General features: G+C 64.6%; 13 protein-coding genes. 9 read left to right on the top strand and 4 right to left on the bottom strand.

What is annotated here, in order from left to right:
• Positions 1-10: 10 nt before the first annotated feature.
• Positions 11-490 carry a MarR family transcriptional regulator gene (locus tag FFS15_RS12595; RefSeq protein WP_137845387.1) on the bottom strand — a complete coding sequence of 160 codons (480 nt, stop codon included), beginning with the start codon at positions 488-490 and terminating at the stop codon, positions 11-13.
• Between the two features lie 162 nt (positions 491-652).
• Between FFS15_RS12595 and FFS15_RS12590 the strand changes: the two genes are divergently transcribed.
• From FFS15_RS12590 to FFS15_RS12580, 3 genes are all read left to right on the top strand, one after another.
• A complete protein-coding gene (locus FFS15_RS12590; protein ID WP_137845386.1) occupies positions 653-1,288 on the top strand; it encodes an FAD-dependent oxidoreductase in 636 nt (211 codons plus the stop codon).
• 211 nt (positions 1,289-1,499) lie between these two features.
• Positions 1,500-2,255 carry an SDR family NAD(P)-dependent oxidoreductase gene (locus tag FFS15_RS12585; protein ID WP_137845385.1) on the top strand — a complete coding sequence of 252 codons (756 nt, stop codon included), beginning with the start codon at positions 1,500-1,502 and terminating at the stop codon, positions 2,253-2,255.
• An 803-nt stretch (positions 2,256-3,058) separates the two neighbouring features.
• On the top strand, positions 3,059-3,307 hold the full coding sequence (locus FFS15_RS12580; RefSeq protein WP_137845384.1) for a helix-turn-helix domain-containing protein: 249 nt from the start codon (positions 3,059-3,061) through the stop codon (positions 3,305-3,307).
• A gap of 346 nt (positions 3,308-3,653) precedes the next feature.
• On the opposite strand, the gene FFS15_RS12575 is transcribed toward FFS15_RS12580, so the two are convergent.
• The gene (locus FFS15_RS12575; RefSeq protein ID WP_137845383.1) at positions 3,654-4,679 is read right to left on the bottom strand and encodes an ATP-dependent 6-phosphofructokinase; all 1,026 of its coding nucleotides are present in this window, start codon (positions 4,677-4,679) and stop codon (positions 3,654-3,656) included.
• A 121-nt stretch (positions 4,680-4,800) separates the two neighbouring features.
• Between FFS15_RS12575 and FFS15_RS12570 the strand changes: the two genes are divergently transcribed.
• Genes FFS15_RS12570 through FFS15_RS12560 form a run of 3 tightly spaced genes read left to right on the top strand, consistent with a single transcriptional unit; the run spans position 4,801 to position 6,853 of the window.
• Positions 4,801-5,121 (top strand): hypothetical protein, encoded by a 321-nt coding sequence (locus tag FFS15_RS12570; RefSeq protein WP_137845382.1) that lies wholly within the window; start codon positions 4,801-4,803, stop codon positions 5,119-5,121.
• 1 nt (position 5,122) lies between these two features.
• A complete protein-coding gene (locus FFS15_RS12565) occupies positions 5,123-6,052 on the top strand; it encodes an NAD-dependent epimerase/dehydratase family protein (RefSeq protein WP_137845381.1) in 930 nt (309 codons plus the stop codon).
• Positions 6,053-6,055: 3 nt separating this feature from the next.
• Positions 6,056-6,853: an SDR family oxidoreductase gene (locus FFS15_RS12560; protein ID WP_349290463.1), complete on the top strand. Its 798-nt coding sequence runs from the start codon at positions 6,056-6,058 to the stop codon at positions 6,851-6,853.
• A 33-nt stretch (positions 6,854-6,886) separates the two neighbouring features.
• Here FFS15_RS12560 and FFS15_RS12555 read toward each other — a convergent pair whose 3' ends face one another.
• The gene (locus FFS15_RS12555) at positions 6,887-7,642 is read right to left on the bottom strand and encodes an IclR family transcriptional regulator C-terminal domain-containing protein (RefSeq protein ID WP_137845380.1); all 756 of its coding nucleotides are present in this window, start codon (positions 7,640-7,642) and stop codon (positions 6,887-6,889) included.
• On the bottom strand, positions 7,629-8,417 hold the full coding sequence (locus tag FFS15_RS12550) for an IclR family transcriptional regulator (RefSeq protein WP_137845379.1): 789 nt from the start codon (positions 8,415-8,417) through the stop codon (positions 7,629-7,631). Before FFS15_RS12550 ends, FFS15_RS12555 begins: the two co-directional genes overlap by 14 nt.
• A 176-nt stretch (positions 8,418-8,593) precedes the next feature.
• Here FFS15_RS12550 and FFS15_RS12545 point away from each other — a divergent pair, with 176 nt between their 5' ends.
• The 3 genes from FFS15_RS12545 (at position 8,594) to FFS15_RS12535 (ending at position 12,081) form a co-directional block, all read left to right on the top strand.
• Positions 8,594-9,439, top strand: a complete 846-nt coding sequence (locus FFS15_RS12545; protein ID WP_249354034.1) for an SDR family oxidoreductase — start codon at positions 8,594-8,596, stop codon at positions 9,437-9,439.
• Positions 9,440-9,508: 69 nt separating this feature from the next.
• Positions 9,509-10,516, top strand: a complete 1,008-nt coding sequence (locus tag FFS15_RS12540; protein ID WP_137845378.1) for a sugar ABC transporter substrate-binding protein — start codon at positions 9,509-9,511, stop codon at positions 10,514-10,516.
• Between the two features lie 77 nt (positions 10,517-10,593).
• A complete protein-coding gene (locus FFS15_RS12535) occupies positions 10,594-12,081 on the top strand; it encodes a sugar ABC transporter ATP-binding protein (RefSeq protein ID WP_137845377.1) in 1,488 nt (495 codons plus the stop codon).
• The last annotated feature ends 25 nt before the right edge of the window (positions 12,082-12,106 follow it).

Genomic DNA, 12,106 nt, shown 5'->3' with positions numbered 1-12,106 from the left:
GGACCGGCGGTCAGATTTCGGGATGGAGCGATCGCGCACGAGCGATCGCGCCGTCGGTTGTCCGCGCGTCTCGGATGCTCGCCGCCAGTTCGCCGAGCAACTCAATGAGCAGCTGTTGGCGCTCAGGTGTGAGCCCGAGCGCACCTGAATTGATCGCGTTCGCGATCGACTGAACCTCCGGCATGAGGCCGCGAGCAAGCGGCGTGAGCCGGACAATCGAGCGACGTCCGTCGGAGGGATCGCTCATCCGTTCGATGAGGCCGTCCCGTTGCATTCGGCGGAGCGTGAGTGCCATTGTCGGCTGCTCAATGTCGCATTGCTTCGCCAACTCGGTCTGCGTGCTTTGCCCAAGGGCGGACAGCGTGAAGAGCACAGGTAGCTGGGCTGGGGCGATGCCAAGGGGTCGCAGTGCGCGCGCCATCGTCTGGGTCAGCAGTCGGGCACACAGGTTCACGAGATAGCCGGTCGAGTCGAACCTGTTGAAACTCATCGGACCTCTCCTGCGGCCGATCGGTCGCCCGATGCGGTGAAACCCCGACCCGCCGCGCCTGCCTGCAGGTGAAGCCTAATCGTCGAAATGCGGTCGATCCGATAGATAGTATGCTATCTATCTGACCGACCGCACGACGTCAGACACCTCGAGGAGATCCGGATGCGCTTCGCTACTCTTACGTACCTGGATACCTGCGCCGATAACTCCGGGGCATCGCTCCTCTCGTTCCGGCCGCGGGACTCGATCCGCCGCAGCACCGGGCAGTTTGGCGTGTGGTTCGTGGGCGGTGCTGTGCGGCCTTTCACCATCGCATCGGCGCCAGATGACGAGCTCCTCCAATTGGGAACCCGACTGCACAGCGGTTCGAGAATCAAGCGAGGATTGAAGGCGTTGAGACCCGGCGATGAAGTACGACTCTTAGGTCCATTCGGGGGAATCACGCTGGCCGATGACAGTAGACCGATCGTCCACCTCATCCAAGGCATTGGCGCCACTCTGGCACGGTCTCTCATCAGGCAATGGCCGTCCCGCAGGCATACCCTCGTGCAGGTTGGAGCGCCGTACTTCGGCGTCGAACTCGCTCCACTCGTTGAGTCGGCGATCTACCCGGGGACACGCGACGAATTCAACGCCGCGATTCCGCGAACCGTCGCGGCTGAGGCAGGGGCCGACTATGTCGTTGCCGGCAGCTCAGGCTTCTCAAAGGCCGTCCAATTCAGTCTGAGATCTGCTGGTGTTGCGCGTGATCGGATCCACGCCGAGGGATTCATCGGCCTGCCGAACTTGGCGGCGTAGAGCATTACAACGCGCACGGCGTAGCCGCTGCGTTGACCCATGCCACACTGTGGGTTGCGGCTCTGCTCGCGCCGACGACGCGTGCCTCATCGCGACTACGGGCGCGGGAGCATCGTCAGGACGCCGAAGAAGATCCTCCGTGATGACGAACGAGAGCAAGAAATTCGACCTGATGCCGCACCTCGACCACATCGAACGGTAGGACGAACGGATGAGCAGGCTCGCAGGAAAGACCACGCTCGTTACGGGCGCTGGAACCGGTATCGGCCGAGCGGTCGCGGAGCGCTTCGCACGGGAAGGCGCGCGTGTCGTCATCGCCGACCGAGACGCTGTAGCAGCATCGGATGCCGTCGCCGTGATTGGTGATGCCGCGCGCCCGGCGATCATGGATATCTCCGACGAAGGGTCAGTCGAGGCGGCGTTCGCGCTACTGGCTGCCGACGGCTGGTCGCCTGATGTCGTGGTCGCGAACGCCGGTGTGCAGCTGTTCGGGCAGGACGCTGCAGCCGCCGACCTCGACCTCGAGGCATGGAAGCGCACGATCGATATCAACCTGACGGGCACCTTCCTTACCGTCAAGCACGCCGTTCGATCGATGTTGGCCCATGGCGGCGGATCGATCATTCTGACCGGAAGTCCGACGGGTCTGAACGGTGAGGGCCGCGACTTCACTGCATACAGCGCCTCGAAGGCCGGAATCCACGGTCTTGCCCGCACGGTCGCCGCCGCGTACGCCGATCGCGGCATCCGAGTGAACTCCGTCGTGCCTGGGTACACCGAGACCTCCCTCGTCACCTCTATCTCCGCCGACCCCGACGCGCGCGCCGCCATCATTGGGCGAATCCCGCTGGGGCGAGCTGGATCACCTGCGGACGTCGAGGGCATCATGGTGTTCCTCGCGAGCGATGACGCCACCTTCGCGACCGGCTCTCTGTTCGCGGTGGATGGCGGGATGACGGCCATCTGACAGGACCCCCTGGGATTCCTCGCATACCTGTCCCGCCTCTGGTGGAGCAGGCCGACAATTTCGGGGCAGGCAAGGCGTCGCTGCGCCCGACGGCGCCTCGTCGGATCTGGAACACCAACCTCGGTCGCGACTGCCACGAGGCTTCCCTTGACCGACGCGACTATCGCTGACGGGTAGTTCCTACCAGCTGGCTTGAGGTGTCCGCGTCGTGACTCCGGCTGTAGGTCGTCGCCAGTGGATCCGTGTCGCGACAGGGGTCCCCCAGGGGTCCCCGAGCATCCGGTGAATGCCGATCTTCGCGTTCCTCCTGTGGATAGTGTGCGTCACGAGCGGGGACGATCTCTCCAATAATGGCCAGATCAACACTGAAATCCGTAGAATCTCGCGGCAGAGCGGCGCACGGCTTGCCCGGCCCCGTTTGGCTAATTTCACCCTGCTAAGGTGGAGTCCCCTCACGGGGACCGAGGGTTCAAATCCCTCCGTCTCCGCAGAAAAAACCCCCGGTCAGCCGGGGTTTTTCGTCCCCCTCGCATCATGACGCATGGTAGGCATTCTGGCTACCAAGGGTCCCAGGGGGACCCCTCGGGGACCTCTGGAGGACGCCCGGAGTACGGTCTCGTCATCACGCGTGCCTGACGGCGGGCGTACTGGCCCGAAATTCCGCGGGGACGTTCGTCGCACGCATGTTGAGGTGCAACACCCTTACCGAGGTGGCGCCCTGCTTTGCTGTTGTGCCCAGGCGGTACGCCCGCCTCGCGATCAGTGATTACGCGGAGGACCCCATCAAGGCTTTCGGGAACATCATGCAGGCGACCATCATCGGCCACCTGCGGAAGAACCCTGGCCTGACGCGTGCCGAGATCGGCGAGGCGCTCGAGATCCCCAAGATGACCGTCGCGAATGGGCTGGAAAAGCTGATGGAGGTCGGGCTCATCATCGCGGACCCACCGAGGGACGTTGCGGTGCGCGGGCAGCGGGTGAGGTACACCGTGGACGATGCGCGGGTGACGGAGATGGTCATGCGGCTGGAGCAGGTGCTGGGGGAGTCCTAACTGGTCTCACGCAACTCCCCGTCGCGATCCCACCATCGCGATAGACCGCAGTCGGGTCAGCGTGACCGCTGGATGGTTCACCGAGTTCGACGAGACCAGCGCGGGTTCAGGCGGGGCAGCTAAGGGTCCGTCTCGAACCGGCGGTAATTCGCATCGCGGTCACCGAGGTGAGCAGGCATGTCGCGGTCGACTGTTGCGGGCGCGGGCCTTCGGCGTGTCGGAGACAAGGCGCTTCGGTGGGCCCGGCGTCACATCGCTGATCCGTACAGCTCTGTCGGACCGTGGCGTGGCCATCACGTCGGCCATGCCGCAGTTGTAGGCGCGTCCCCAGCAATCGCCCGGGTCTTCAGCCGAAGCACACCGCTGCGCGCTCATATCTTTCGACGGAAATGCGTTTGATCGACCCGATCGCTGCGGCGAGGTTGGCGGTGACGATGCTCTCGCCGGACAGCGCGACCATCCGACCCCACTGTCCGTCGACAGCGGCGTCGACTGCGGCCGCCCCGAACCGAGCGGCGAGCACCCGGTCGTACGCCGTCGGAGTACCGCCGCGCTGGATGTGTCCCAGGGTCGTCGCACGGGTTTCAATTCCAGTTCGAGCCTCAATGAGTGGGGCAAGCTGCTCACCGATTCCCCCCAGGCGGGGGCGCCCGGATTCCTCAGCCCCTCGAGGGTGGAGAACCCCATTCCCCTCGAACGGAAAGCCTTCAGCTACAACGACCAGCGGGGCCTGGCCCCTATCGCGGGCGGCCTCCACCCAGGAGACGACCTGGTCCAATGGGACCGGGTGTTCGGGAATGAGGACTGCGTGGGCCCCGGTTGCGATCCCTGCGTGAAGTGCAATCCAGCCGGAGTTGCGGCCCATGACTTCCGCGATCATGCAACGCGCGTGTGAGGCACCGGTAGTCAAGAGCCGGTCCATAGCATCGGTCGCAATCTGCACGGCGGTATCGAAACCGAAGCTGTAGTCCGTGCCGTTCAGGTCGTTGTCGATCGTCTTCGGAACCCCGACCACATTCACTCCGGCGCAGCTGAGCGCGTGGGCGGCGGACAGTGAGCCTTCTCCGCCGACAGCAATCAGTCCATCGAGGCGGTTGGCCTCCAACGCATGCTCGATCCCACTGATGGCATCTACGCCCTCAGTGGGATTCGTGCGAGAGGTGCCCAGGATGGTGCCCCCCATCCCCGCAATACCGCGAGTCATCTCTTCGGTGATCTCGACGACGTCGTTGTCTATTACACCTCGCCACCCGTTGCGGAACCCGGCGAGCGTTCCGCCGTACTCCCGGTCGACGCGGATTTGTGCACTGCGGATGACGGCGTTCAGGCCGGGGCAGTCCCCTCCACTTGTGAGGATTCCAAAACGCGGCATGACGACTCCAACCGAAAACTGGACACGGTGTCCGAAAACAGTGTAGCTTTGGCTTGCCCCATTCGGAAGCCCTCAATAATGCTTCCAAATCCACCCCGGAGATCCGCAGACTGGAGTCAACGTGCATATCGCCAAGATCGTGCATCTTCGCGTCGAGGCGGGTAACGTGCGCTCGCTCGACGGGGCACTCAGCCGGGCGCGGGCTGCGTTCCAGTTCGAGGACGGCACTGTCCACTGGGATGTGTATGACCTGGGCGAGGCGGGCGAGCGAACGCTGGTTGAGGTATTTGCTGACCGAGAGGCTGTTGACCGGCATGACGAATCCGCTGCGGTGGCTTCCCTGCTCAGTGATCTCGAGCGCCTAGGGGTCGATGTGCTCTCCGCCGTGGAGTACACGCAACTGCAGAACACGGCGACCGAGCAGACGAGCAAGGAGAACTGACATGGGTCAGCACCTATTCATCACTGGCGCTTCCGGCTACCTCGGCCAGGCAGTCGCCCAACGCCTGCTTCGCGCGGGGCATCGCGTATCTGGCTTGGTGCGGTCGGATGCGGCCGCCAAGTCGGTTGCCGCGCAGGGGGTCACCCCCGTGCTGGGTGGTCTGGACGACGTCCCGGGCCTCGACCTTTCCGCGTATGACGGGGTCGTCGACACCGCGACGGCCGACCACGCCCCTTCTACGCAGGCGTTCCTCGCGGCGCTGGCTGACACCGGACGCACGTTCATTCGTACGAGTGGCACCGGCGTCTACACGGATCTCGCTGGTGGTGCAGCCTCCGACGTCGTATACAGGGAGGCCGATGTCTTTACGCCGGCCCCCATCGTCGCCGAGCGCTACAGCTCAGACGAGCGAGTGCTCGCTTCCGCGCAGGACGGGATCCGACCCATCGTGATCCGACCGGCGATGGTGTACGGCGACGGCGCCTCCGAGCAGCTTCCCCTGCTCCTTCGCCATGCGCTCGGCTCCGGCCGTTCGATCTTTGCCGAAAGCGGCGAGAACCGGTGGGGCAACGTTTACCTGTACGACCTTGCCGAGCTGTATCTGCTCGCTCTGGAGAAAGCCGATGCTGGGTCCGTCTACAACATCGCCTCCGGCGAGTGCGAGATGCGGCAGATCGCTGACGGCATCGCTAGGATGCTCGGCCAGGGCGACGGCGTGAGTGTGCCCCTTGACACCGCGCGCGAGACGCTCGGTGCTCGCTGGGTGGATGTGGCTCTGGCGAGCAACAGCCGGGTTGACTCGACCCGAGCGCGAGAAGAGCTCGGATGGAACCCTGCAGGACCGAGCCTGCTCGAGGATCTGGTCCGCGGTTCCTACAAGCGTGTGTGGGCCAGTAAAGGCGACCCCCATGACCACGTCGCCAAGCACTGATCAATGATCCCCCTGGACCTGCGCGAGAAACGCGCCCTCGTCACCGGAGCCACCCGAGGTCTCGGGTTCGCGATGGCGACGCGACTCGCGCAGGCGGGGGCGGTCGTCGGCGTGAACGGAAGGTCGCCCGACTCCGTGGCGACCGCACTCCGTGACCTGCGCGACGCCGTCCCCGACGGGCTCTTCGTCGGTGTTGTCGCCGACCTGACGGGCGAAGAGGGAGCTGCCGCGGCCGTCGAGCAGTTCCCCGACGTCGACATCCTGGTCAACAACATCGGCGTCTACCAGGCAGGCGACGTCTTCGACACGCCCGCCTTTGTCTGGGCGGACCACTTCGATGCGAACGTCCTCACCGGTGTCCGCATCACACGCCAGGTTCTTCCCGCCATGATCGCACGGCGATGGGGTCGTGTGGTGTTCATCGCCAGTGACGCCGCCGTGGCGATTCCGATCGACATGGTGCACTACGCCGCCTCAAAAACGGCGGTCCTCGCGGCAGCACGCGGCTTCGCGAAGGCCGCGGCCGGTTCTGGAGTCACGGTCAACTCCGTGATTGTCGGGCCCTCCGAGACCGACCGTGTGAAAGAGTTCGTCTCAGAGGTTGTCGGGACCGAGCTGCCGTGGGCAGAAGCGCAGGCTGAATACATGCGCGTCCATCGGCCGCTGTCGATCATTCAGCGGCTCATCCGGCCCGAGGAGGTCGCCAACATGGTGGTCTACCTGTGCTCCGAACTGTCGTCCGCGACGACCGGAGGCGCTCTGCGGGTTGACGGCGGATACGTCGACGGAATATTGCCCTAGGCATCTTCGCCCATGTCGACCGCTTGCAGCGGGTTAGCTGAGCTGCGCAGCCTTGCCGATCTGTTCGGCTATGGCGAGAACGTCGCGGGCAAGTTCCTCTTCATGCCCCACGATGTCGTCGCGACGGCCAGCTACTGACAGTGCCGCCAAGAACTCGCCGGATGGCGTCAGCACGGGCGCCGCGACGGCGCCGACGCCGACCGTCACGTCCTCGTCGGAGACGCAGTAATGGTGCTCTCGGCTCCACGCGACGTCCGCAAGGATCGACTGGCGGGTCTCTAGCGACCGAGGCGTGAACCGTTCCGGGTCATGCGCGGCGAGATACGTCTGCGGATCCTCCGGACCGAACGCCAACGTAATCCGTCCGACACCACCCACATGAAGCGGCAGACTCCCGCCGGGTCGCAAGACAAGGACCTGCACGCCCTGCCCATGCAAGCGTCGGACGCAGACCACGCGATGCGGGCGAGGGACGCCCAGATACACGGTGAGGCGCGTGGAATCCCGGAGGTCGCGCAACAGGTCATCCCGGTGGAACCACGGGGTTGAGGTGGCCAGCGCCTGGTCTCCGAACTCCAGCCATCTCGTGCTGAGTGTGACCGTTCCATCCGGCTGCTGGATGGCCAGCCCGTCCTGCATCAGTGCACCGATCAGGCGGTATGCGCTGGGCCGCGGGATGCCGATGTTCTTGGCCAGATCGGGAGGCGTAAGCGCTCCGGACTCGGCGAGGCTCTCGACGGCGGCGCGCAACGAGGTGAGGACCCTGCTCGGCCTGTCAACGGTTGCCATTGTGGTATCCCAGTGTGGTCGAGACGGCGGCTGCTTCTTCACGTACGAGTTTCCCGAAGTCGAGATGGCGCCCGCTCTTCGCCTTCAGCGCGCTGAGGGTGATGGACGCGATGACTTCGCCGCGGTGATCCATGACGGGCGCTGCCGTGCTGAATACTCCCGGCGTGATGTCCCCGTCGGACTCGACGATTCCTACGGCGCGGATCGCGGCAAGTTCGCGTTCGAGCCCAGTCGCCTGGGGTTCGGTGATGGGGTTGGATTGGGAGACCCGAAGGGTGCGAATGTAGTTCTCCCTGACGTCGCGGGCCGAGAAAGCCAAGATTGCCCGCGGCCCTGCACCCTGATGGAGCGGAAGTGATCCGCCGATGCTCAGCTCAGCGGTCCGGGTGTACTTTCCGTCGACGCGCTCTATGCACACGCCGCGTTGACCATCGGGAACACAGAGGTAGACCGTCTCGGCGGTCTCCTTCGCCAATCGCGCCAGAGAGAGCCTCGCTGCGGCGCGCAGATCGAGCGCAGACTCCACCGCTTGGCCGATCGCTACCAAATCGATGCCCAGTCGGACAGGAGCGCCCTTCCGGTCGCCTCGTTCGATCCAGCCGATTGACTCCAGATTCCCGAGCATGCGGTAGATGGTCGTGATCGGCTCGTTCAGCTCGCTGGCGAGTTCGCCGGCGGTTAGCTCGCCACGGGTCGCGAGGTGGTCGAGAACACGCGTGGCTTTGGTGACAGCGCTCATCCCTGTGCTGTCGCTTTCCGTCGTTGGTTGAGCCACGGTGTTCCTTCCGTTTTCTGGACAGACTCTACAGAACTCGGCAAGCGCTCGCCACCCCCCGCCTTACGCGATGTACTCGCATTAAACGAACAATCTGTCCACATTGCTGGACACAGACGGGTAGTTGGCGTAATCTGCGAGAGGAACAACCCACAATATCCCGCCGCGGTCGCAGTTTGACGCCGGATGGCGCATCGCAAGGAAGCGAGAAGGTGATGACTCAACACCCACGAGGCGCACTCGCGTCATCACTTCGTGAGGGCTCGATGTTCTCGTTGAAGGACGAGGTCGCAATAGTGACCGGGGGCGGCTCCGGCATCGGGCGGGCCATCGGATTGGGACTCGCAGCGGCGGGTGCGCGGGTGGGTATCGCCGATATGTCCGAAGAGAGTGCGATCAAGACCGCAGGTGAGATCACCCGCGCCGGCGGCGTGAGTGTCGCCGTTCGGACCGATGTCACCTCCGAGGACGGGATCGGAGGAGCTGTCGCTGTTGTCGAGCGCGAGCTTGGGCCGCTGTCACTGGCGGTGAACTCTGCTGGGATCGCCAACGCGGTGCCTGCACTGGATCTCACCACCGAGCAGTTCGAGCAGATGTACCGGATCAACGTGACCGGAGTGTTCCGAAGCTGCCAGGCCGAAGCCCGCGCGATGCTCCGCACCGGACGTGGGTCCATCCTCAACCTCGCCTCGATCAGCGGCATGGTCTCTCACCGGGAGATGCTGCAGGTCCACTACAACAGTGCCAAGGCGGCCGTTGCACATCTCACCCGATCGCTCGCGACTGAGTGGGCGCCACACGCGATCCGCGTGAACTCACTCGCCCCGGGCTTCACCCTCACCCCGATGAACACGCGTGACGAGGTCGCCTCGATGCGCGCTGACATCAGTCGTCACATCCCGCTCGAGCGCTTCGCCGAACCGGAGGAAATGATCGGTCCTGCCGTCTTCCTCCTCTCGAACGCCGCGTCTTACTGCACCGGTGTGGACCTCGTCGTCGACGGCGGATTCACACTCCTTTGACCGCGCCCCTCGAGGCGCCACAAGCTCACCGTCATGGTGGGGTCCCTTACCAAGGAAGGTAGAGAGTCGATGTCGATTCAGAACAGACTCAACCGGCGCCGCCCGACCGCCGTCGCTATCGGCGCGCTCGTCGCTGCCAGCGCACTCATGCTCGCCGGCTGCTCCAGCAGCGATGGCGGCGGATCCGGCACAGGCGGCGGAGACGGCGGCAAGCCGAAGATCGGCGTTTCGATGTCGTTCGTCAATCAGTTCTACGCGGCAGCGCAGGAAGGCATGGAGGACGCGGCGGCAGAGCAAGGCTACGAGCTGGTCGTCCTGAACGCCCAGGGCAACAGCTCCACCCAGGTCAATCAAGTGCAGAACCTGATCAGTCAGGGTGTGGGATCGCTCATCTTCATCCAGCTCGACGCCGCGTCGGGCGGCGCCTCGGTCAGCCAGGCGAACGACGCCGACATCCCTGTGATCTCGGTCGACCAGCTCCCCGCCAGCGGTGACTACGTCACCTACATCGGCAGCGACAGTGTGGCCATGGCCGAGCAGGCTTGTGCCTACCTCGCGGAGCTTCTCGACGGCCAGGGCAACATCGCGATCGTCGAAGGAATTCCGGCATCCTCCACTCAGATGCAGCGGACGGAGGGCTGCCAGACCTCGCTGGACGCGAACCCCGACATCGCCGTGGTCAGCACCACCAGCGCGGATTGGGACCAGAACAAGGCTGTCAGTGTGTTCGCCAACGTCCTCACCGCCAATGAGGACTTGCAGGGTGTGTTCGCTCAGAACGACGACATGGCCCTCGGCGTAGCCAGCGCGGCCGAGACGGCAGGCCGCAGTGGTCTGAGCATCGTCACGATCGACGGCTTCCCGGCCGTGTACGACGCGATCGAAAAGGGACAGGTGTCGGGCACGATGAGCCAGCAGCCCTACAACATGGGCCGGCTCGCCGTGGAGAACGCCATCTCCGCGATGGGGGGCGATGGCTCCGAGATCCCGAAGGAGCAGATCCAGGAGTCGATCCTGGTGACCAAGGACAACCTCGAGGAAGCACGCGCCGCCAAGTATTACGGCACGCAGGGCTGACGCCCCTCCTCACCGCCACAGCTGCTTGCCGGCCCCGATGCAGCATCGGGGCCGGCAGGCCACCAGGAGTAGAGCTCATGACTGAAGCGACCACCAACCGGATACTCGCAGCAACCGGGATCATCAAGCAGTACGGCGGCAACACCGTCCTGCACGGAATCGACTTTTCCATCGAAGCAGGTTCGGTCGTTGGCCTGATCGGGGAGAACGGGGCCGGCAAGTCGACGCTCAGCTCCATCATCGCCGGGATCAAGCGCCCCGATGAGGGAACGATGACCATCGACGGCGTCGAGTATGCGCCGACCGGCCCACTCGACGCGCTCAACTCCGGGGTGGCGATCATCCACCAGGAGATCAAGATGATCCCTGAGCTGTCCGTCGCGGAGAACATGTTCCTTGGACGGCTCCCCACCCACCGCGGCCGCGTTGCGACCCGTCAGATGGTGACGGAGGCGCGAGCCGCGCTCAAAGACCTCGGCGTCACCCTCGACCCGCGCCGCCCGGTCGCCGGATTGTCTACGGCGACGCAGCAGGAGATCGAGATCGCCCGCGCCATCCTGCGCCGCCCGTCATTTGTCATCTTCGACGAACCATCGGCGTCGCTCGGTCAAGACGAGACGAAGCGCGTGCTCGAACAGATCGAAGTGCTGCGATCTCGTGGAACCGGTGTCGTCTACATCAGTCATCGACTGGACGAGATCTCCGCCATCGCCGACCGCGTCTTCTGCCTCCGTGACGGCCGCAAGGTCGGCGAATGGCCGGCAGCGGAAATCGATCGCCAAGGAATGATCCGCGCCATGGTCGGGCGGGAACTGGGACTACGCAAGATCGAGCCCCCGGCACATGACGATCACATCGTCGCCACCGTCGAAGGACTCTCGTCGGGCCGGTTCGATGACATCTCATTCGAACTTCGGCGAGGTGAGATCCTTGGGGTCTCCGGCCTGGTGGGCGCTGGACGCACGGAGATCGTCCGCTCCCTCGCCGGCGCTGACAGATTCTCATCCGGCAAGGTCTCCGTAGACGGCCGCCCGGTGCGCATCCGATCGGTGTCCGACGCTGTTGGCGCTGGCATCTACATGGTGCCCGAGGACCGCAAGACTCAAGGACTCAATCTCAACCGCACGAGCGCCGAGAACATGTCGCTCCCCTGGGAGTCCCGCCTTGTTCCGCGCGGTTTCGTCACCACGCGCTTCCTCAACCGGCTCAAGAAGCGGATGACCCAAGAGCTGGACATTCGCGGCAACCTCGACAAGCCGGTCGGCCTCCTCTCGGGTGGGAACCAGCAGAAGGTTCTGCTGGCGAAATGGCTCGTTCGCATCCCCAAGGTGCTGATCCTGGACGAACCCACCCGCGGCGTCGACGTCGGCGCCAAGGAAGCGATCTACGAGATCATCCGCGGCCTGGCTGCCCAAGGCGTATCCGTGATCGTCGTCTCGTCCGAACTGGAAGAGGTCCTGATGCTGTCCCACCGCGTGATGGTGGTCGCGGGCGGACGCCAGAAGGCACTGCTGTCCCGTGCCGAAGCAACCCCCGAGCGCGTCATGCAGCTGTCTGTCTCCTGACCCGCCCCATTCACCAACTTCTAGG

Origin of the sequence: Microbacterium sp. 2FI, assembly GCF_005502885.1 — a bacterium.
Classification (GTDB): Bacteria; Actinomycetota; Actinomycetes; order Actinomycetales; family Microbacteriaceae; genus Microbacterium.
This window is presented reverse-complemented; position numbering and strand designations above follow the sequence as displayed.

What these genes read in the sequence shown, in the direction of transcription:
- FFS15_RS12595 (WP_137845387.1), bottom strand. Translation starts at nt 490, where the DNA reads ATGAGTTTCAACAGGTTCGACTCGACCGGCTATCTCGTGAACCTGTGT.
- FFS15_RS12590 (WP_137845386.1), top strand. Translation starts at nt 653, where the DNA reads ATGCGCTTCGCTACTCTTACGTACCTGGATACCTGCGCCGATAACTCC.
- FFS15_RS12585 (WP_137845385.1), top strand. Translation starts at nt 1,500, where the DNA reads ATGAGCAGGCTCGCAGGAAAGACCACGCTCGTTACGGGCGCTGGAACC.
- FFS15_RS12580 (WP_137845384.1), top strand. Translation starts at nt 3,059, where the DNA reads ATGCAGGCGACCATCATCGGCCACCTGCGGAAGAACCCTGGCCTGACG.
- FFS15_RS12575 (WP_137845383.1), bottom strand. Translation starts at nt 4,679, where the DNA reads ATGCCGCGTTTTGGAATCCTCACAAGTGGAGGGGACTGCCCCGGCCTG.
- FFS15_RS12565 (WP_137845381.1), top strand. Translation starts at nt 5,123, where the DNA reads ATGGGTCAGCACCTATTCATCACTGGCGCTTCCGGCTACCTCGGCCAG.
- FFS15_RS12560 (WP_349290463.1), top strand. Translation starts at nt 6,056, where the DNA reads ATGATCCCCCTGGACCTGCGCGAGAAACGCGCCCTCGTCACCGGAGCC.
- FFS15_RS12555 (WP_137845380.1), bottom strand. Translation starts at nt 7,642, where the DNA reads ATGGCAACCGTTGACAGGCCGAGCAGGGTCCTCACCTCGTTGCGCGCC.
- FFS15_RS12540 (WP_137845378.1), top strand. Translation starts at nt 9,509, where the DNA reads ATGTCGATTCAGAACAGACTCAACCGGCGCCGCCCGACCGCCGTCGCT.
- FFS15_RS12535 (WP_137845377.1), top strand. Translation starts at nt 10,594, where the DNA reads ATGACTGAAGCGACCACCAACCGGATACTCGCAGCAACCGGGATCATC.